Source organism: Serpentinimonas barnesii (assembly GCF_000696225.1).
GTDB classification, from domain to species: domain Bacteria; phylum Pseudomonadota; class Gammaproteobacteria; order Burkholderiales; family Burkholderiaceae_C; genus Serpentinimonas; species Serpentinimonas barnesii.
Genome location: NZ_BAWN01000032.1, coordinates 1 through 18977, shown reverse-complemented (window position 1 = coordinate 18977; position 18977 = coordinate 1). Strand labels below are relative to the sequence as shown.

The 18977-nt window shown below is 64.4% G+C and carries 16 protein-coding genes; 13 read left to right on the top strand and 3 right to left on the bottom strand.

Going from position 1 to position 18977, the window contains the following annotated elements; translation table 11 throughout:
• Window positions 1-62: 62 nt before the first annotated feature.
• From SRAH_RS09420 to SRAH_RS09395, 6 genes are all read left to right on the top strand, one after another.
• The gene (locus SRAH_RS09420; RefSeq protein WP_045477030.1) at window positions 63-3125 is read left to right on the top strand and encodes a type I restriction endonuclease subunit R; all 3063 of its coding nucleotides are present in this window, start codon (window positions 63-65) and stop codon (window positions 3123-3125) included.
• Window positions 3118-4590 carry an RNA/DNA-binding domain-containing protein gene (locus SRAH_RS09415; RefSeq protein WP_029463097.1) on the top strand — a complete coding sequence of 491 codons (1473 nt, stop codon included), beginning with the start codon at window positions 3118-3120 and terminating at the stop codon, window positions 4588-4590. The genes SRAH_RS09420 and SRAH_RS09415 overlap by 8 nt, the downstream gene beginning before the upstream one ends.
• Window positions 4587-4943 (top strand): hypothetical protein, encoded by a 357-nt coding sequence (locus SRAH_RS12120; protein WP_045477028.1) that lies wholly within the window; start codon window positions 4587-4589, stop codon window positions 4941-4943. The genes SRAH_RS09415 and SRAH_RS12120 overlap by 4 nt, the downstream gene beginning before the upstream one ends.
• Window positions 4940-6253: a restriction endonuclease subunit S gene (locus tag SRAH_RS09405; protein WP_045477027.1), complete on the top strand. Its 1314-nt coding sequence runs from the start codon at window positions 4940-4942 to the stop codon at window positions 6251-6253. The genes SRAH_RS12120 and SRAH_RS09405 overlap by 4 nt, the downstream gene beginning before the upstream one ends.
• A gap of 214 nt (window positions 6254-6467) precedes the next feature.
• The gene (locus tag SRAH_RS09400) at window positions 6468-7490 is read left to right on the top strand and encodes a virulence RhuM family protein (protein WP_029463095.1); all 1023 of its coding nucleotides are present in this window, start codon (window positions 6468-6470) and stop codon (window positions 7488-7490) included.
• On the top strand, window positions 7487-9100 hold the full coding sequence (locus tag SRAH_RS09395; RefSeq protein ID WP_029463094.1) for a type I restriction-modification system subunit M: 1614 nt from the start codon (window positions 7487-7489) through the stop codon (window positions 9098-9100). The genes SRAH_RS09400 and SRAH_RS09395 overlap by 4 nt, the downstream gene beginning before the upstream one ends.
• Before the next feature lie 53 nt (window positions 9101-9153).
• Here SRAH_RS09395 and thiD read toward each other — a convergent pair whose 3' ends face one another.
• Window positions 9154-10029 (bottom strand): bifunctional hydroxymethylpyrimidine kinase/phosphomethylpyrimidine kinase, encoded by an 876-nt coding sequence (gene thiD / locus SRAH_RS09390; RefSeq protein WP_029463093.1) that lies wholly within the window; start codon window positions 10027-10029, stop codon window positions 9154-9156.
• 271 nt (window positions 10030-10300) lie between these two features.
• Here thiD and SRAH_RS09385 point away from each other — a divergent pair, with 271 nt between their 5' ends.
• The 7 genes from SRAH_RS09385 to rsxB all read left to right on the top strand — a co-directional run bounded on the left by SRAH_RS09385 (window position 10301) and on the right by rsxB (window position 17008).
• The gene (locus SRAH_RS09385) at window positions 10301-11428 is read left to right on the top strand and encodes an FAD-dependent oxidoreductase (protein ID WP_029463092.1); all 1128 of its coding nucleotides are present in this window, start codon (window positions 10301-10303) and stop codon (window positions 11426-11428) included.
• Between the two features lie 21 nt (window positions 11429-11449).
• Window positions 11450-11647 (top strand): sulfur carrier protein ThiS, encoded by a 198-nt coding sequence (gene thiS, locus SRAH_RS09380; RefSeq protein WP_029463091.1) that lies wholly within the window; start codon window positions 11450-11452, stop codon window positions 11645-11647.
• A gap of 56 nt (window positions 11648-11703) precedes the next feature.
• Complete coding sequence (locus SRAH_RS09375; protein WP_029463090.1) at window positions 11704-12507, top strand: thiazole synthase; 804 nt, start codon at window positions 11704-11706, stop codon at window positions 12505-12507.
• Window positions 12508-12526: 19 nt separating this feature from the next.
• Window positions 12527-13462, top strand: a complete 936-nt coding sequence (locus SRAH_RS09370; protein ID WP_029463089.1) for a thiamine phosphate synthase — start codon at window positions 12527-12529, stop codon at window positions 13460-13462.
• A gap of 124 nt (window positions 13463-13586) precedes the next feature.
• Window positions 13587-14783: an amino acid aminotransferase gene (locus SRAH_RS09365; RefSeq protein WP_029463088.1), complete on the top strand. Its 1197-nt coding sequence runs from the start codon at window positions 13587-13589 to the stop codon at window positions 14781-14783.
• A gap of 103 nt (window positions 14784-14886) precedes the next feature.
• The gene (locus SRAH_RS09360; RefSeq protein WP_082210159.1) at window positions 14887-16308 is read left to right on the top strand and encodes a polyhydroxyalkanoate depolymerase; all 1422 of its coding nucleotides are present in this window, start codon (window positions 14887-14889) and stop codon (window positions 16306-16308) included.
• The gene (rsxB, locus tag SRAH_RS09355) at window positions 16301-17008 is read left to right on the top strand and encodes an electron transport complex subunit RsxB (RefSeq protein ID WP_029463086.1); all 708 of its coding nucleotides are present in this window, start codon (window positions 16301-16303) and stop codon (window positions 17006-17008) included. Before SRAH_RS09360 ends, rsxB begins: the two co-directional genes overlap by 8 nt.
• A 28-nt stretch (window positions 17009-17036) precedes the next feature.
• On the opposite strand, the gene bioB is transcribed toward rsxB, so the two are convergent.
• Entirely contained in the window at window positions 17037-18119 is a 1083-nt protein-coding gene (bioB, locus tag SRAH_RS09350; RefSeq protein ID WP_029463085.1) for a biotin synthase BioB, read from the bottom strand.
• Window positions 18120-18182: 63 nt separating this feature from the next.
• Entirely contained in the window at window positions 18183-18911 is a 729-nt protein-coding gene (gene bioD, locus SRAH_RS09345) for a dethiobiotin synthase (RefSeq protein WP_029463084.1), read from the bottom strand.
• Window positions 18912-18977 lie beyond the last annotated feature (66 nt).

The following is an 18977-nucleotide window of genomic DNA, read 5'->3' as shown; positions in this document are numbered from 1 at the left end:
CACTTCATCGTGCCAAGGGCCACAATCCCTTGCAGTCCACAGCCCACGCACGAGCCTGCCCCATGCCTTCATCCCAGTCCACCTACGATCTGCTGGCCCAAGCACCGAGCCCCATCGTCAAAGAAGAGCAGATCGAGTACGGCTTCATAGGCAAGCTGCAGAACCTGAAGTACGAATTCCGCGCCGACATCCGCGACCGCGCCGCTCTGGAGCAGAACTTCCGCGAGAAGTTCGAGGCCCTCAACCGGGTCCGCCTCACCGATGCCGAGTTCGCCCGGCTGCTGGATGAAATCGTCACCCCCGACGTTTACACCGCGGCCAAGACCCTGCGCAGCATCAATGCCTTTACCCGCGACGACGGCACGCCGCTGAACTACTCGCTGGTGAACCTCAAGGACTGGTGCAAAAACCACTACGAGGTCATCCACCAACTGCGCATCAACACCGACTACAGCCACCACCGCTACGACGTCATCTTGCTCATCAACGGTGTGCCCTGTGTGCAGATCGAGCTCAAAACCCTGGGCGTGAACCCGCGCCGGGCCATGGAGCAGATTGTCGAGTACAAGCACGACCCCGGCAACGGCTACACCAAGACACTGCTCTGCTTTATGCAGCTGTTTATCGTCAGCAACCGCGACCGCACCTGGTACTTCGCCAACAACAACGCCCACCACTTTGCCTTCAATGCCGACGAGCGCTTTCTGCCCATCTACGAGTTCGCAGACGAAGGCAACCGCAAGATCACCCAGCTCGATGAATTTGCCGAGCGCTTCCTGAAAAAGTGCGACCTCGGCCGCACCATCAGCCGCTACATGGTGCTGCTGGCGGGGGAGCAAAAAATCATGGTCATGCGGCCCTACCAAGTCTATGCCGTGCAGCACATCGTGCAGTGCATAGACGAAAACAAGGGCAACGGCTACATCTGGCACACCACCGGCAGCGGCAAGACGCTCACCTCCTTCAAGGCCGCTACGCTGCTCAAGGAAAACGAGCACATCCACAAATGCGTATTTGTGGTGGACCGCAAAGACCTCGACCGCCAGACGCGGGAGGAATTCAACAAATTCCAGCAAGGCTGCGTCGAAGAAAACACCCACACCGCCGCCCTCGTGCGCCGCCTGCTGTCAGAAGACTACGCCGACAAGGTGATCGTCACCACCATCCAGAAGCTGGGCCTGGCACTGGATGGAAACAGCAAGCGCAGCAAAAACGGCCAGTCCAGCTACAAGAAACAGCTCGAAGCCCTGACAGACAAGCGCATCGTCTTCATCTTCGACGAATGCCACCGCTCGCAGTTTGGCGACAACCACAAGGCCATCAAAGCGTTCTTCCCCAGGGCGCAGCTCTTCGGCTTCACCGGCACGCCCATCTTCGAGGCCAATGCCAGCTTGCAGAAGGTCGAGGACACCCAGGCCTCCATGCGCACCACGGCGGACCTGTTCCAGCAGCAGCTGCACGCCTACACCATCACCCACGCCATCGAGGACGGCAACGTCCTGCGCTTCCACGTCGATTACTTCAAGCCCAAAGAGGAAAACGGCAACAAGCCGCCCAAGCCCGGCGAAGCCATCGCCAAGAAGGCCGTCATCGAGGCCATTCTGGCCAAGCACGACGCCGCCACCGGCGGCCGCCGCTTCAACGCCATCCTGGCCACCGCGTCCATCAACGACGCCATCGAGTACCACGCGCTGTTCAAAACCCTGCAGGCGGACAAACAGGCCGCCGACCCCGACTTCAAGCCGCTCAACATCGCCTGCGTGTTCTCCCCGCCTGCCGAGGGCGACCCGGATGTGAAGCAGATCCAAGAAGACCTGCCGCAAGAGCAGGCCGACAACCAAGAAGACCCCGAGGGCAAGAAAGCCGCGCTCAAAGGCATACTCGCCGACTACAACGCCCGCTACGGCAGCAACCACCGCCTGGCCGAGTTCGACCTCTACTACCAAGACGTGCAAAAGCGCATCAAAGACCAGCAGTGGCCCAATGCCGACCACCCGGCGGCGCAAAAGATCGACATCACCATCGTGGTGGACATGCTGCTCACCGGCTTCGATTCCAAGTTCCTGAACACGCTGTATGTGGACAAGAACCTGCGGCACCACGGCCTCATCCAAGCCTTTTCGCGCACCAACCGCGTGCTCAACGGCAGCAAGCCCTACGGCAACATCCTCGACTTCCGCCAGCAGCAAGACGCCGTCGATGCCGCCATCACCCTCTTCTCTGGCGAGAAAACCGGCGAGCAGGCGCGGGAAATCTGGCTGGTGGACAAAGCGCCCGTGGTCATCCAAAAGCTGGAGGCCGCCGTGCAAACGCTAGGCGATTTCATGAAGTCCCAAGGCTTGGCCTGCACGCCCTCCGCCGTGGCGAACCTGAAGGGTGACGCGGCCCGCGCCGCCTTCATCGCCCACTTCAAAGAAGTGCAGCGGCTCAAAACCCAGCTCGACCAATACACCGACCTCACCGAGGGCGACCGGGCCGCCATCGAGCAGGTGCTGTCCGATGCAAACCTGCGCGGCTTCAAAGGCCAGTACCTAGAAACCGCCAAGCGGCTTAGGGCGCAGCAGGGCAAGGGCGGCCAGGAGGGCGATGGCGCTGGCACCGACACCGCAGTGGACCAACTCGACTTCGAGTTCGTGCTCTTCGCCTCCGCCGTGATCGACTACGACTACATCATGGGCCTGATCGCCAAGTTCAGCGCCAAGGAGCCGGGCAAGGCCAAGATGAGCCGCGAGGAACTCATCGGCCTCATCAGCGCCGATGCCAAGTTCATGAACGAGCGCGACGACATCGCCGAATACATCGCCACGCTCAAGGCCGGCGAGGGCTTATCCGAGTCCGCCATCCGCGACGGCTACATCCGCTTTAAGTCCGACAAGAGCGCACAAGAACTCGCCTCCATCGCCGCCAAACACAGCCTGGCCACTGCCGCCCTGCAAGCCTTTGTGGACGGCATCTTGGAGCGCATGATCTTTGATGGCGAGCACTTGAGCGACCTCATGGCCCCGCTCGACCTAGGCTGGAAAGCCCGCAGCCAGGCCGAACTGGCCCTCATGGCCGACCTGATGCCCCTGCTGAGCAAACGCGCCGGGGGGCGCGAGATTTCAGGGCTGCGTGCGTATGAGTGAGCAGCCGCCACTCACCGAGGCCGCCCTGCTGCAGCGTGTGGCGCTGGGCGAGCACACCCGCCAGCAGTTCAAACGCACCTTCAACAGCCCCGACGCCTTGGCCGCCGAACTGGCCGCCTTTGCCAACAGCGGCGGCGGCACCCTGCTCATCGGCGTCAACGACGACGGCAGCTTGGCCGGGCTGGCTGCGGCCGAGCTGCGCCGCCTCAATCAGATGCTCAGCAACGCCAGCAGCCAGCATGTGCGCCCGCCCCTGCACCCCCACACCGAAAACGTGCAAACCCACGCCGGGCTGGTGATGGTGGTGACCGTGCCCAACGGCCTGGCCAAACCCTATCTGGACCAGCAAGGCCGCATCTGGGTCAAACAGGGTGCCGACAAGCGCCATGTGACCGCCCGCGAGGAACTGCAACGCATGTTCCAGCGCGGTGGCTTGGTGCATGCCGACGTAGTGCCCGTGGCCGGCACCACCAGCGCCGACCTAGACGAACCCGCCTTGCGCCGCTACCTGGCCCAGCACTACAGCGCCAACCCTGCCGATACCGCCCCCGCCGATCTGCCGCTGGACGCCCTGCTGCAAAACCTAGGGCTGGCTGATGGACAAGGTGATGGGCTGGAACTCAACCTCACCGGCCTGCTGCTGTTTGGCCGCAACCCGCTGCGCTGGTGCCCGGCGTTCACCATCAAGGCCGTGGCCTTTCCGGGCACACGCCTCACCGACACCCGCTACCTCGACAGCCAAGACATCAGCGGCACCCTGCCCCAGCAGTACACCGAGGCACTCGCCTTCATCAAACGCAACCTGCACCGGGTGCAGGGCGATCAGGGCTTCAACTCGCCGGGCATACTCGAGGTGCCCGAAATTGCCCTGCAAGAGCTGCTGGTCAATGCCCTAGTGCACCGCGACTACTTCACCAGCGCTTCCATTCGCATCCTCGTGTTCACCGACCGCATCGACATCATCAGCCCCGGCCACCTGCCCGACAGCCTGAGCGTGGACGACATCCGCCACGGCAAAAGCAACCGCCGCAACCCCACCCTCAGCGAACACGCCTTCCGGCTGCTGCCCTACCGGGGCCTAGGCAGCGGCATCCCCCGCGCGCTGAATGAATGGCCGCAGATCGAACTGATCGACGAAGCCAGCGGCAACCAGTTCACCGCCCGGGTGCAGCGGCCCCAAGCGCAGTGGGCGAGGGCGGGCGAAGGCATCGAGGCCCTCGTCACCCCGCAAGTCACCCCGCAAGTCACCCCGCAAGTCGAGCAATTGCTGCGAGTCATGACAGGGGAGCACACCCGGCAAGCGCTGCAAAGCTTGCTGGACTTGGCAGACCGCGAGCACTTCCGCAAAAGCTATCTGCAACCGGCATTGGCGGTGGGGCTCATCGAACTCACCCTGCCCGACAAACCCAACAGCCGCCTGCAGCAATACCGCCTTACCGCACAGGGAAAGGCCTTGTTGAGATGACCGTCCCCCACCAGCACGCCTCAACACCGGGCACTGCCACCTACCAAGACTTGCTCGCTGAGCTGAAGCAGCACATGGCCGAACTGCAAGCGCTGCGCGAACAGGCCATCGAAGCACTGACGCCCGCCGTACAAGACATGGTGCGCAGCGGCAGCCGCGATGTTCAACGCATCGAGCACACACTCGACAAGCTCTTGGGCGTCGCCTGCCTGCCAGAGGGCCTGACCCTCTTCAAAACCCTGTGCCGCCATTACTGGACACTGGACCCGCAAGCCACCGCGAGTTATGTCCACGCATACCGTGAGATGTGGGATACCGATGACCAGAGCGATACCGACGAGGTGGCGCCATGAACCTTAAAACACCAAGTGCCGTTTTGACGGCAGGGGCCAAGCCTGCGTGGGTGCCGAAGCTGCGGTTTCCGGAGTTTCAAAGCGCTGGTTACTGGACGACAGAAACACTCGGAGCGGTTGCAACGATACGCACGGAAAAAGTTGGCAAGAACATTTGCGTGCCGATGAGCATCACATCGGGCGTTGGGCTTGTGAGCCAAAAAGACAAGTTTGGGCGCGTGATCGCGGGTGACTCATACAAAAATTACTTGCTCTTGAAGCCAAACGAGTTTGCCTACAACAAGAGCGCGACCAAAGAGTATCCCGAAGGCTTTCTCGTCTTGTACTCGGGCACTGAGCTCGCAGCGGTCCCGAACAGCATCTTCACTTGCTTCCGCGTCAACGGTGAGTCGCCTGATGTGCGTTTCCTGAACTACCAATTTTCAGACAATCTACACGGGCGTTGGCTGCGAAACTTCATTCAGGTGGGCGCGAGGGCTCATGGCTCATTGAGCATCAACGACAACGATTTGATGGCCCTCCCTGTTCCCGTTCCGGCGGGCACCAACTCTGTTTCCGAACAACAAAAAATCGCCGAGTGCCTGGGTTCGGTGGACTTGTCTGTGGCCGCGCAAGCGCGGAAAGTGGACGCGCTCAAGACCCATAAAAAGGGGCTGATGCAGCAGCTTTTCCCCCGCGAAGGCGAAACCAAACCCCGCCTGCGCTTCCCCGAATTCCAAAACGCCGGCGAGTGGGAGGAAAAGAAGCTCGACGAGCTTGTGCAAGTTGCCTCCGGGCAAGTTGACCCGACACAACCGCCTTACTGTGACCTGCCTCAGATCGGCAGCGAGAATATCGAATCCAATTCAGGCAAATTAGTTAACGTGAAATCCGCAGGCGACAAGGGTGTCATGAGCGGGAATTACGCTTTCGATGAAAACGACGTTCTCTACTCGAAGATCCGTCCCGCTTTGAACAAGGTTGCCGCGCCTGCTTTCAAAGGCATTTGTAGTGCGGATATTTATCCGATCCGATCCACCAATGGAGGCTTACTCCGAAGTTATCTCGTGTATTTGCTTCTTTCCCCAAATTTCCTCGAATACGCGATTCGGAACTCTGAACGAGGCAAGATTCCCAAAGTCAACCGAGATGGGTTGTTTGCTTATGAGGCGCTGATTCCTTCGCCAGCCGAACAGCAGCGTATCGCCTCGTGCCTCAGCAGCCTCGACGCCCTCATCTCCGCCGAAACCCAAAAGCTCGAAGCCCTCAAGACCCACAAAAAAGGCCTGCTGCAGCAGCTTTTCCCATCCCCGGAGGCGGCTAAAACATGAGGCGCTGCGACCGAACCGACGGTATTTTTATCAAGGATTGCTTGACCACTCGAAGGCGGGCCATCACAGATCTAACGGTCAAGGAATCCTTGACCGTTAAAGCGGGGCTCAACCGGCCAGCAGTTACCGAGGAATCCTCGGTAGCTCAACTGCGCGCCATTCAATGGTGTGAGGTCTTGAGTTATGTAATTGGAAAAACCGGGAGTGCAACACCATGACGGACGGCAATGCTTCGCAGTTTGTGATTTACCAGAGTGATGACGGAAAAATCAAACTGGATGTGCGCTTTGTAGAAGAAACCGTCTGGTTGACTCAGCAGCAGTTGGCTGAATTGTTCCAGACCTCGCGCACCAATGTGGTGGAACACATTCAACACATCTACAAGGAAGGCGAGCTGGATGCTGCCACAACCTGTCGGGATTTCCGACAGGTTCGCACAGAGGGCACACGAGAGGTCGCTCGCAATATGACCTTTTATAATCTTGATATGACTTTGTCAGTCGGCTACCGCGTTAAAAGTGCGGTGGCAACACGCTTTCGTATCTGGGCAACCCAGCAGTTGCGCGAGTACATCGTCAAAGGCTTCTTGCTGAACGACGAGCGGCTGAAAAATCCGGATCAACCCTTTGATTATTTTGAAGAGCTCACGCGGCGCATTCAGGACATCCGCACCAGCGAGCGGCGTTTTTATCAAAAAATCACCGACATCTACGCCACCAGCGTGGACTATGACCCTACGCAGGCTGAAAGTATTTCGTTTTTCCAGACAGTGCAAAACAAGATGCACTGGGCCATTACGGGGCAAACGGCGGCAGAGATCATTCATACCCGTGCCGATAAAAATCAGCCCAATATGGGGCTGACCAATTGGCGCGGCGGCAAGGTGCGCAAGACCGATGTGAGCATTGCCAAGAATTACCTCAGCGCCGATGAATTGGCCGCGCTGAACAATCTGGTGGAACAATATCTGGTGTTTGCTGAAGGTCAGGCCATGCGTCGCGTACCCATGACGATGAACGACTGGATTTCCAAGCTGCACGGCTTTTTGACGATCAACGACCGCGACATCCTCAATCACGCCGGAAAAATATCTCACGAGGTGGCCAAGGCTTTCGCCGAATCGGAGTATGTGAACTTCAACAAGGCTCAGATTGCCAAGGCCGATCAATTGGAGAGCGATTTTGACCAGGCGATGAAACGGCTGCCACAACCCAAGCCAGCAAAGCAAAAAACATGACCGAACAAAACCAAAAGCAACTGGGCAACACCCTTTGGGGCATCGCCGACCAACTGCGCGGCGCCATGGACGCGGACGACTTCCGCGACTACATGCTGTCCTTCCTCTTTTTGCGCTACCTGTCTGACAACTACGAAACGGCGGCCAAGAAGGAGCTTGGGCGCGATTACCCCGATGTGGGCGGCGACGCGCGCCAGGTGCCGCTGGCGCTCTGGTACGCCCACAACGTGGACGACACCCCGGCCTTTGAGAAGCAAATGCGGCGCAAGGTGCACTACGTGATCCAGCCCGCGCATCTGTGGAACAGCATCGCCAACCTGGCGCGCACCCAGAACGCGGATCTGCTCAACACCCTGCAAGCCGGTTTCAAGTACATCGAGACGGAATCGTTTGAGAGCACCTTTCAGGGCCTGTTCTCCGAGATCGACCTGAGCTCGCCCAAGCTCGGCAAGACCTACGCCGACCGCAACGCCAAGCTCTGCTCTATCATCCAGAAAATTGCCGAAGGGCTGGCGGCGTTTTCTACCGACGTCGACGCGCTGGGCGATGCCTACGAGTACCTGATCGGCCAGTTTGCTGCCGGCTCGGGCAAGAAGGCGGGCGAGTTCTACACCCCGCAGCAGATTTCCGACATTCTCTCGGCCATTGTCACGCTGGACAGCCAAGAGCCAAAAACCGGCACCAAGAAGCGGCTGGACAGTGTGCTGGATTTTGCCTGTGGTTCGGGCTCGCTTTTGCTCAATGTGCGCAAGAAGGTGGCCACAGCGGGCGGGGCCATCGGCAAGATTTACGGGCAAGAAAAGAACATCACCACCTACAACCTGGCGCGCATGAACATGCTGCTGCACGGGGTGAAGGACACCGAGTTCGAGATCTTCCACGGCGACACCCTGCTCAATGAGTGGGACATGATGCGCGAGCAAAACCCCGCCCGCAAACCGAGCTTTGACGCCATCGTGGCCAACCCACCGTTTAGCTACCGCTGGGAACCCACCGACGCGCTGGCCGACGACGTGCGCTTCAAAAGCCACGGCCTAGCGCCCAAATCCGCCGCCGACTTCGCCTTTTTGCTGCACGGCTTGCACCACCTCAAAGACGAGGGCGTGATGGCCATCATCCTGCCGCACGGTGTGCTGTTCCGCGGCGGGGCGGAAGAACGCATCCGCACCAAGCTGCTCAAGGACGGGCACATCGACACCGTCATCGGCCTGCCCGCCAATCTGTTCTATTCCACCGGCATCCCGGTGTGCATCCTGGTGCTCAAGAAGTGCAAGAAGCCGGACGACGTGTTGTTCATCAACGCCGCCGAGCACTTCGAGAAAGGCAAGCGCCAGAACCAGCTCAAGCCCGAGCACATCACCAAGATCATCCAAACCTACCAGTTCCGCGAAGAAGGGGCGCGCTACGCCCGCCGCGTGGAGATGGCCGAGATTGAGAAAAACGATTTCAACCTAAACATCTCGCGCTACATCAGCACGGCGGTGGGCGAGGCGGAGATTGATCTGGACGCGACACACCGCGATCTGCTGGAAATTGAACAGGCGATTGCGGCGGCGAAGGACCAGCACAACGGTTTTTTGCGCGAGCTGGGCTTGCAGCCCTTGCCCTAGTCCGCCCGATCTGCGCCCCAGCAGCCGCACCCGTCTGAAGTGGCTAAAGGCCGTCAAGCACCCGACAAGCGCCGCAGCGCCAGCGGCGCAAAGCCATGGTTGAGCGGGCCGTGCCCAGCACCGATGCGCGCACCGGCGCCGGCTTCGATTGCGCTGCGCACCCAAGCGTGCGCCGCCTGCACCGCTTGGGGCAGCGCCAAGCCCAGCGCCAACTGCGCCGCAATGGCCGCCGCGAGGGTGCAGCCGGTGCCGTGGATGTTGCGGCTGGCAATGCGCGGGCCGCGCAGGCGCAGCCAGTCGGCGGGGGCGGTGCCCGCGATAGCGAGCACATCGGTCAGGTGCTCGCCCTGCAGGTGCCCGCCCTTGAGCAGCACGGCGCGCGCGCCCAGGGCCAGCAGGTCGGCGGCGGCGGCGTCCAGCGCGGCTTCGTCGGGCAGGGCGCGGCCCAGCAGCAGCGCGGCTTCGTCGAGGTTGGGCGTGACCAGGCTGGCGCGGGGGAACAACTCGGCGCGCAGCAGCGCCACGGTTTCGGGCTCGATCAGCGCGTCGCCGCTGGTGGCCACCATCACCGGGTCCAGCACCACCCAGGGCGGCGCGTAGCGATCGAGCGCACGCGCCACCACCCGCACCACCTCGGGCGCGTGCAGCATCCCAATTTTGACCGCATCGACGCCGATGTCTTCCAGCACGGCCGCGATTTGCTGCTCCAGAAAGGCCGGCGGCACGGCGTGGATGGCGCGCACCCCGAGGGTGTTTTGCGCCGTCAGGGCGGTGATGGCGCTCATGCCGTAGCAGCCCAGCGCGGAAAAGGTTTTGAGGTCGGCCTGCACCCCGGCGCCGCCGCCGCTGTCGCTGCCGGCAATCGTGAGCACGCGCGCATAGCGCCACGGATGGCGGGTGGGTGTGGGCGGTGTGGGGGCGTGCGGCATGGGCGTGGGCGTTTTTTTGATCTGGGTCAACAGCGATTATCGGAGGCACGCAGGTTGCGGCCAGAGGCTGTGGCACCGTGACCAGACAGCGCGGCTCCATAATGCCAAGCGGCTGGGCGCCAGTAGCCACCCTTGATCAGCCTTGATCGCCCTCGATTGCCCCGGTCCGGGTTCGGCCTTGCCCCAAAACGGGCATGGTATATTTTCCCGCAGGAGGCCCTGCCTGCCGCCCGAGCTTGGGCGGTTTTTTTAGCTTGGAATCTGCCCCATCATGTCTGTTTATCGCCCCAACCCCGCCCCGGTGCTCATTTTGGGGGCCGGTCTAATGGGCCGCTTGCTGGGCCTGGCGCTGGCGCGCAGCGGCCACCCGGTCACGGTTCACGAAGCGCGTGCCGCCGCCGACCAGGGCGCGGCCGCTTGGGTCGCTGCCGCCATGTTGGCCCCGCTGGCCGAAGCCGCCGTGGCCGAGGCCAATGTGGTGCGCATGGGCCTGTACGCGCTGCCGCGCTGGCGCGAGCTGATTGCCTCGCTGCAGCAGCCGGTTTATTTTCAGCAAGACGGCACCCTGATTTTGTGGCACCGCCAAGACGCCGCCGAGGCCACGCGCCTAAGCCGCGTCTGGGCGCAGACGGTGCAGCACCTGCCCGAGCTGCAAGCGGCGCAACCGCTGGACGCGCAGCAACTGGCGGCCTTGGAGCCCAGTGTGGCCGGGCACTTCCAGAGCGGGCTCTACTTGCCCCAAGAGGGCCAGCTCGACAACCACCAACTGCTGCAAGCGCTGCAAGCCGAACTGGAGCAGCGCGGTGCGGCGCTGCACTGGAACCACCCGACCGGGCTGGAGCAGGCGCTGGACTGGCAGCGCCAGCACGGCGGCTGGGTGCTGGACTGCCGCGGCCTGGGGGCGCAGCCCGACTGGGCCGCCACCGAGCGGCCGCTGCGCGGGGTGCGCGGCGAAGTGGCTTGCCTGCACGCCCCCGGCGTGACGCTGCAGCGCCCGACCCGGCTGCTGCACCCGCGCTACCCGCTCTACATCGCGCCCAAGCAGGAGCATTATTTTGTCGTCGGGGCCACACAGATCGAATCAGAAGATTTGTCTGAGGTGAGCGCGCGTTCGGCGCTGGAGTTGCTCAGCGCGGCCTACGCGGTGCACCCTGGCTTTGGCGAGGCGCGCATTGTCAGGCTGCAAAGCCAGTGCCGCCCCACCCTGCTCGACCACCAGCCGCTGGTGCGCGAGTGCGCGCCGCAGGTGCTGCAGATCAACGGCCTGTTCCGCCACGGCTACCTGATCGGCCCCGCCGTCTGCGACGCCGTGCTGGAATACGTGCAGCAACGCAGCCACCCTCTGGCCGAACGGTTGGGGTTGCGCTTCGAGCCCTGCCCCACTGCGCTGTCGGCTTGAGGGGGCGCAGTGGAAAACCCCATGCAAGTCTGGCTCAACCAGCAGCCCCTGACCCTGCCCGCCGGGGCCACGCTGGCCGATGCCGTGGCCGCCACGCGCCTGGCCCCGCCCTTTGCCGCCGCCCTCAATCTGCAATTCGTCCCCAAAAGCCAGTACACGCAAACCGCGCTGGCCGAGGGCGACCGGATCGAGCTCGTCTCCCCCGTCACCGGCGGCTAAGCACGCCGCCCACCGCATGAACCCGCACCCCACCGCATGAACCCGCACTCCACCGCATGAACCCGCACTCCACTGCCGACCCCCTCATCCTTTACGGCCAGCCCTTTTCCAGCCGCCTGATGCTGGGCACGTCGCGCTACCCCTCGCCCGCGCTGCTGCAGCAAGCCGTGGCACAGGCCCAGCCCTGCATGCTCACCGCCGCGCTGCGGCGCCAAAACGCCGCCGCCCCCGAGGCCGGCCAGCCGTTCTGGACCCTGTTGCAGCAGATGCAGGTGCCGCTGCTGCCCAACACCGCCGGCTGCCACAGCGTGCAAGAGGCCATTGCCACCGCCGAAATGGCGCGCGAGCTGTACGGCACCGACTGGATCAAGCTCGAAATCATCGGCGACGACTACACCTTGCAGCCCGACACCCTGAACCTGGTGAACGGTGCCGACCAGCTCACCCGGCGCGGCTTCAAGGTGCTGCCCTACTGCACCGAAGACCTGGTGCTGTGCCAGCGCCTGGTCGATGTGGGTTGCCAGGCCGTGATGCCGTGGGCGGCCCCAATTGGCACCGGCAAAGGCCCCCTCAACCCTTGGGCCTTGCGCAGCCTGCGCGAGCGCCTGAGCGTGCCGCTGATCGTCGATGCCGGGCTGGGCCTGCCCTCGCACGCCTGCCAGGTGATGGAGTGGGGCTTCGACGGTGTGCTGCTCAACACCGCGGTGGCGCTGGCGCTGGACCCGGTGCGCATGGCGGGCGCCTTTGCGGCGGCGGTGCAGGCTGGGCGTCACGCCTTTTTGGCCGGTGCCATGCCGGCGCAAGACAGCGCCCAGCCCAGCACGCCGGTGCTGGGCACGCCGTTTTGGCACCAGGCCTGATGGCGCTCGGCCACCGCCTATGAACACCACCCACGAGCGCCTGCACGACCTGGTGCAGCGCCACGCCGCCCTGGCCCTGCCCGAGCAAGCCGACCCCTTGGCCCAAGCCGCCAGCACCAGCGCGCACGACCTGGCCTATGCCACTGCGCGCCGCCTGGGCTTCATCGAGCCCGACGCCGCCGCCATTGCCCGCGCCTGGCAGCGCCGCAGCGAGCGCGAGGGCACTTGGCGCGCCGACTGGCCCACCGAGGCGCAAGACTTTGGCCTGCTCGACTCGCCGCCTGAATCCGCACCCGCCTTCGCCCCCGGCCCAGCCGAACTTGGCCTGTACGCCGTGCTGTCCAGCGCCGCCTGGGTGCAGCGCATGGCCCAAGCCGGCGTGCCCACGCTGCAACTGCGCTTCAAATCGGACGACCCCGCCGCCGTGCGCGCCGAGGTGCAGGCCGCTGCAGCGGCCGTGCTAGCCGTGGCCCGTGCCAGCGGCCAGCCGCCCAGCCGCCTGTTCATCAACGACCACTGGCAGGCCGCCATCGAGGCCGGGGCCTACGGTGTGCACCTGGGCCAAGAAGACCTCGACACCCTGCCCCCCGAGGCCCTGCCTGCGCTGCGCCGCGCCGGGTTGCGGCTGGGCATCAGCACCCACGGCTACGCCGAGCTGCTGCGTGCTGCACGCTTGCGGCCCAGCTACCTGGCGCTTGGGGCGGTGTACCCCACCACCCTCAAAGCCATGGCCACTGCGCCGCAAGGCAGCGCCCGGCTGAGCGCCTACGCGCAGTTGCTGCGCGGCCTGCTGCCCACCGTGGCCATCGGCGGCATCGGGCCCGAGCAACTGCCGGCCGTGGCCGCCAGCGGCGTGGGTTCGTTTGCGGTGGTGCGCGCTCTCACCAGCGCGGCCCAGCCCGAAGCGGCCGCGCACGCGCTGATGCAGCGCTGGGCGCAACTGCGCGCGGCCTGAACGCTGGGTAAACGCGGTCGGCCACGCGCTTGGCATGCAAACGACACGGTAAAATGGGGGTTTTGACTTGCGGGCTGGATCAGCCCCAAGCGCCTTTTTTTCATCCTACCCACAGGCCCCTCCCATGTCCCTCTTTGCCGCCGTCGAAATGGCCCCGCGCGACCCGATTTTGGGTCTGAACGAGCAGTTTGCAGCCGACCCGCGCCCCAACAAGGTCAACCTCGGGGTCGGGGTGTATTACGACGACGAGGGCAAGTTGCCCCTGCTGCAGTGCGTGCAAATGGCCGAGCGCGCCCTGATGGAAAAACCCGCTGCCCGCGGCTACCTGCCCATCGACGGCATCGCCGCCTACGACAACGCCGTCAAGGCACTGGTGTTTGGCGCCGCCAGCGAGGCGGTGCAAAGTGGCCGCGTGGCCACGGTGCAGGCCATAGGCGGCACCGGCGGCCTGAAAATCGGGGCCGACTTCCTGAAAAAACTCAAGCCCGGCGCCCAGGTGCTGATCAGCGACCCAAGCTGGGAAAACCACCGCGCCCTGTTCACCCAGGCCGGCTTTGAAGTGGGCACCTACGCCTACTACGACGCAGCGCAGCGCGGCCTCAACTTTGCCGGCATGCTCGCCAGCCTAGAAGCCGCCGCCCCCGGCACCGTGGTGCTGCTGCACGCTTGCTGCCACAACCCGACCGGCTACGACCTCACACCGGCGCAGTGGGAGCAGGTGGTGGCGGTGGTGAAAGCGCGCGGCCTCACGCCCTTCCTCGACATGGCCTACCAGGGCTTTGGCCACGGCATCGTCGAAGACGGCGCGGTGATCCAGCAGTTCGTCGCCGCCGGCCTCGATGTGCTGGTCTCGACCTCGTTTTCCAAGAGCTTCAGCCTGTACGGCGAGCGCGTGGGGGCGCTCTCGGTGCTGTGCGCCAGCAAAGACGAAGCCGCGCGCGTGCTGTCGCAGCTCAAGATCGTGATCCGCACCAACTACTCCAACCCGCCCACACACGGCGGCGCCATCGTGGCGGTGGTGCTCAACGACCCCAAACTGCGCGCCCTGTGGGAGCACGAGCTGGGCGAGATGCGCGTGCGCATCAAGCACATGCGCCAGCAACTGGTGGCCGGGCTGAAGGCCGCCGGGGTGGCACAAGACATGGGCTTCATCACCGAGCAAATCGGCATGTTCAGCTACTCGGGCCTGAGCAAGGAGCAGATGCTGCGCCTGCGCAGCGAATTCGGCGTCTATGGCACCGACACCGGTCGCATGTGCGTGGCCGCGCTCAACAGCCACAACATCGGGCACGTTTGCCGCTCGATTGCGGCGGTGCTCTGAGGCACCTGCGCGACACTTGGAGTCGCGCAAGGCATTTAATCAGGACAAAATCAGTCTATCCTGATATATTACGCTGCACTGCAACATAAGTCGGAGTACTGCCATGCTGTACCAAATTTACGAAAATCAGCGCTCGCTGATCGAGCCCTTTTCCGACTTTGCGCAAATGACCGCCAAGTTGTTTGCCAACCCGCTCTCGCCGCTGGGCCAAGCGCCCATGGCGCAGCGCATCGCCGCCGCCTACGACCTGGTGCACCGCTTGGGCAAAGACTACGAAAAACCCGAGTTCGGCATCCGCCACGTGGACATCGAGGGCCAACACGTGGCCATCGACGAGCGCGTCGAGATCGACAAGCCCTTTTGCGAACTGCGCCGCTTCAAGCGCTTTTCCGACCACCCCGAGACCCTGACCCGGCTCAAAACGCAGCCGGTGGTGCTGATCGTCGCACCGCTGTCGGGCCACTACGCCACGCTGCTGCGCGACACCGTGCGCACCATGCTGCGCGAGCACAAGGTCTATATCACCGACTGGAAAAACGCGCGCATGGTGCCGCTCGATCAAGGCGATTTTCACCTTGACGACTACGTCAACTACGTGCAGGAATTCATCCGCCACTTGCAGCAAAAGTACGGCAACTGCCACGTGATGAGCGTCTGCCAGCCCACCGTGCCGGTGCTGGCCGCGGTCTCGCTGATGGCCAGCCGGGGCGAGCTGGCCCCGCTGTCCATGACCATGATGGGCGGCCCGATCGATGCCCGCAAGTCGCCCACCTCGGTCAACAACCTGGCGGCGCAGCGCAGCTTCGAGTGGTTTGAAAACAACGTGATCTACCGCGTGCCCACCAGTTTTCCGGGGGCCGGGCGGCGCGTCTATCCGGGCTTTTTGCAGCACACCGGCTTCATCGCCATGAACCCGGACCGGCACGCCAGCAGCCACTACGACTACTTCCGCGACCTGATCAAGGGCGACAACGAAAGCGCCGAGGCGCACCGCCAGTTCTACGACGAGTACAACGCGGTGCTCGACATGGACGCGCACTACTACCTCGAAACCATCCACACCGTGTTCCAGGAATTCAAGCTGGTGCATGGCACTTGGGATGTGCGCAACGAGCAAGGCCAGCCCGAGCGCGTGCGCCCCCAAGACATCCGCAACACCGGCTTGCTGACCGTGGAAGGCGAACTGGACGACATTTCGGGCTGCGGCCAGACCCGCGCCGCACACGATCTGTGCACCGGCATTGCCGACCCAGAACAGCGCCACTTTGAGGTGCCGGGGGCCGGCCACTACGGGATTTTCAGCGGCCGGCGCTGGCGCGAGCAGGTTTATCCGATCGTGCGCGCCTTCATTGCCGAACACGAGCCCACCTCGGCTGCGGCCCAAGCAGCGGCGCGCAAGGGCGCGGCCGAGCTCGACGATGGCGATTCCGACGAAACGGCGCTGCCTGCCAGCCCTGCAACCAGCACCACGCCCGCCGCAGCCAAGCGGCGCAGTGCCGCACGCAAACCGGATACGGGTGAATGAGAGCCTGACCGAGCGCATCGATGCGCTGCTGCCGCAAACGCAGTGCCAGCGTTGCGGCTACCCAGACTGCCGCAGCTACGCCGCAGCGCTGGAGGTGGGCACGGCTGAAATCAACCAGTGCCCACCCGGCGGCCAAGCGGGGGTGGAGCGGCTGGCCGCCCTGCTCGGCCGACCGGCCCTGCCGTTGAACCCGGCCCACGGCTTCGAGGGCCCCATGACGGTGGCGGTGATCGACGAGCAGTGGTGCATAGGCTGCACCCTATGCCTCAAGGCCTGCCCGACCGACGCCATTGTGGGCACGCACAAGCGCATGCACACCGTGATCGAACGCTACTGCACCGGCTGCGATCTGTGCCTGCCGGTGTGCCCGGTGGACTGTATCCAGATGCTTGCTGTGGGGGCTGCGGATGGTGCGCAACCCGTGGCCACCGGCTGGTCCGCTTGGAGCCCTGCGCAAGCCGAGCAGGCGCGCCAGCGCTACACCCAGCGCCAGCAGCGGCTGGAGCGCGAAGCGCAGGCGCAGCAGCAGCGCCTGATCGCCAAGGCCGAGAGCAAACTGGCCGACTTGCCCAGCCACTCCAAACACACCGACCCGGCCGTGCTGGAGCGCAAGCGCGCGCTGATCGAGGCTGCGCTGGCGCGTGCTCGGGCGGCGCAGGCGGCGCGCAGCGACTCCAGCCCCCCGCAGCAACTGCCATGAGAGGGGCTGCCAGCGGGGCAGCTAGGGCTTAGGCGCTGGGTGCTGCGGCGGTGCCAAGCGCCCCAGCTTCTTGGCCCTGCGCACGCAGCCCCAAGCGCGCAAACAAGGCGCGGTCGCGCGCGGCCTGCGGGTTGGCGGTGGTGAGCAGCCGGTCGCCGTAAAAAATCGAGTTGGCCCCGGCGGCAAAGCACAGCGCCTGCAGCGCATCGTCCATCTGCTCGCGCCCGGCCGAGAGCCGCACCCAGGCGCTTGGCATGGTGATGCGCGCCACGGCGATGGTGCGCACGAACTCGAAGGGGTCGATCGGCTCCGCGTCGGCCAGCGGGGTGCCGGGCATGGGCACCAGGTTGTTGATTGGCACCGACTCCGGGTAGGGTTCGAGGTTGGCCAGTTGCGCGATCAGGCCAGCGCGTTGCGCGCGCGTTTCGCCCATGCCGACGATGCCACCGCTGCACACATTGATGCCGGCTTGGCGCACGTGCTCCAGCGTGTCGAGCCGGTCTTGGTAGCTGCGCGTGCTGATGATCTGGCCGTAAAAATCGGGCGCGCTGTCGAGGTTGTGGTTGTAGTAGTCCAGCCCGGCGCTTTTGAGCTGCTGCGCCTGTTCGGCATCGAGCATGCCCAGCGTCATGCAGGTTTCCAGCCCCAGCGCGCGCACGCCCTGCACCATGTCGGTGACGCGCTGCAGATCGCGCATTTTGGGGCTGCGCCAGGCTGCGCCCATGCAAAACCGGCTGGCCCCTTGGGCCTTGGCTTCGCGGGCGGCTTGCAACACGGCATCGAGCGGCATCAGCTTGCTGGCCTCGACGCCGGCATCAAAATGCGCCGACTGCGGGCAGTAGCCACAGTCTTCGGCGCAGCCGCCGGTCTTGATCGAGAGCAGGGTGGAGAGCTGCACCTCGTTGGGGTCGAAGTGCTGCCGGTGCACCTGCTGCGCTTGGTACAGCAAGTCCATCAGGGGCAACTCGAACAGGGCCTCGATGGTGGCTTGCGGCCAGCGCGGGGGGGTGGCTTGGGCGGCTGCGGCGGGCTGTGTGCTGCCAGCACCGGTTCCCTGTGCCCCGGCACGGCGCAGGGCGGAAAGGTCGATCGGGATTGCGCAAGTGCTCATCTTGTGGGGGCGGTGGTTGGGAGTTGTGGGTTTAGGGCTTGAGGGGCCGCTTGGGGCTTTGAATCAGGCTTGCGCCAAGGGCAAATCGAACAGGGTGCGCAGGGCTGCGTCGTCCAGGTGCGCAGCGGCGGCCTGGGCCATTTGCACCGCGCCAGCCGGGGCCAGCCGAGGCAAAACGCCCAGGCAGGGGGTTTGGTGGCGGCGCTGGAACTCGTGCCGCAGCGTGGCCAGATTTTCGGCCAAAAAGGGCATATCGGGGTCGAGCGTGTTGGCCACCCAGCCACCCAGGCGCAGGCCGCGGGCGCGGATGGCTTCGGCCGTGAGCAGCGCGTGGTTGATGCAGCCCAGCCGCAGCCCCACCACCAGCACCATGGGCAGGCCGAGGGCGCGCATCAGGTCGGAGCTGTCCCAGTCCGGCCCCAGGGGCACGCACAGGCCACCGGCGCCTTCGGCCACCAGCACGTCCACCTGCTGCGCCAGTTGCCGCGCCCCCTGCTGCAAGCGCTCGAAATCGATGGTCTGGCCTTCCAGCGCGGCTGCGATGTGCGGCGCGCAGGCGGTGCGCAGTTGCAGCGGCCCCACCTGCTCGGGGCGCACACCGGGCCAGCCCGCCGCCCACAGGGTTTGCACGTCTTCGTTGAGCCACTGCCCATCGACGGGCTCCATGCCGGAGGCCACCGGCTTGTAACCGGCGGCGCGCAGCCCTTGCGCGCCCAACCAGTGCAGCAAACCGGCGCTGACGCGGGTTTTGCCGACTTCGGTGTCGGTGCCGGTGACGAAGCAGCCCCGCAAGGCCGGGGCTGGGGCTGGGGCTGGGGCTGGGGCTGGGGCTGGGGCTGGGGCTGGGGCTGGGGCTGG

Bases quoted from the DNA above. Each gene is read 5' to 3' on its own strand.
- SRAH_RS09420 (WP_045477030.1), top strand. From the start codon at position 63: ATGCCTTCATCCCAGTCCACCTACGATCTGCTGGCCCAAGCACCGAGC.
- SRAH_RS09415 (WP_029463097.1), top strand. From the start codon at position 3,118: ATGAGTGAGCAGCCGCCACTCACCGAGGCCGCCCTGCTGCAGCGTGTG.
- SRAH_RS12120 (WP_045477028.1), top strand. From the start codon at position 4,587: ATGACCGTCCCCCACCAGCACGCCTCAACACCGGGCACTGCCACCTAC.
- SRAH_RS09405 (WP_045477027.1), top strand. From the start codon at position 4,940: ATGAACCTTAAAACACCAAGTGCCGTTTTGACGGCAGGGGCCAAGCCT.
- SRAH_RS09400 (WP_029463095.1), top strand. From the start codon at position 6,468: ATGACGGACGGCAATGCTTCGCAGTTTGTGATTTACCAGAGTGATGAC.
- SRAH_RS09395 (WP_029463094.1), top strand. From the start codon at position 7,487: ATGACCGAACAAAACCAAAAGCAACTGGGCAACACCCTTTGGGGCATC.
- thiD (WP_029463093.1), bottom strand. From the start codon at position 10,029: ATGCCGCACGCCCCCACACCGCCCACACCCACCCGCCATCCGTGGCGC.
- SRAH_RS09385 (WP_029463092.1), top strand. From the start codon at position 10,301: ATGTCTGTTTATCGCCCCAACCCCGCCCCGGTGCTCATTTTGGGGGCC.
- thiS (WP_029463091.1), top strand. From the start codon at position 11,450: ATGCAAGTCTGGCTCAACCAGCAGCCCCTGACCCTGCCCGCCGGGGCC.
- SRAH_RS09375 (WP_029463090.1), top strand. From the start codon at position 11,704: ATGAACCCGCACTCCACTGCCGACCCCCTCATCCTTTACGGCCAGCCC.
- SRAH_RS09370 (WP_029463089.1), top strand. From the start codon at position 12,527: ATGAACACCACCCACGAGCGCCTGCACGACCTGGTGCAGCGCCACGCC.
- SRAH_RS09365 (WP_029463088.1), top strand. From the start codon at position 13,587: ATGTCCCTCTTTGCCGCCGTCGAAATGGCCCCGCGCGACCCGATTTTG.
- SRAH_RS09360 (WP_082210159.1), top strand. From the start codon at position 14,887: ATGCTGTACCAAATTTACGAAAATCAGCGCTCGCTGATCGAGCCCTTT.
- bioB (WP_029463085.1), bottom strand. From the start codon at position 18,119: ATGAGCACTTGCGCAATCCCGATCGACCTTTCCGCCCTGCGCCGTGCC.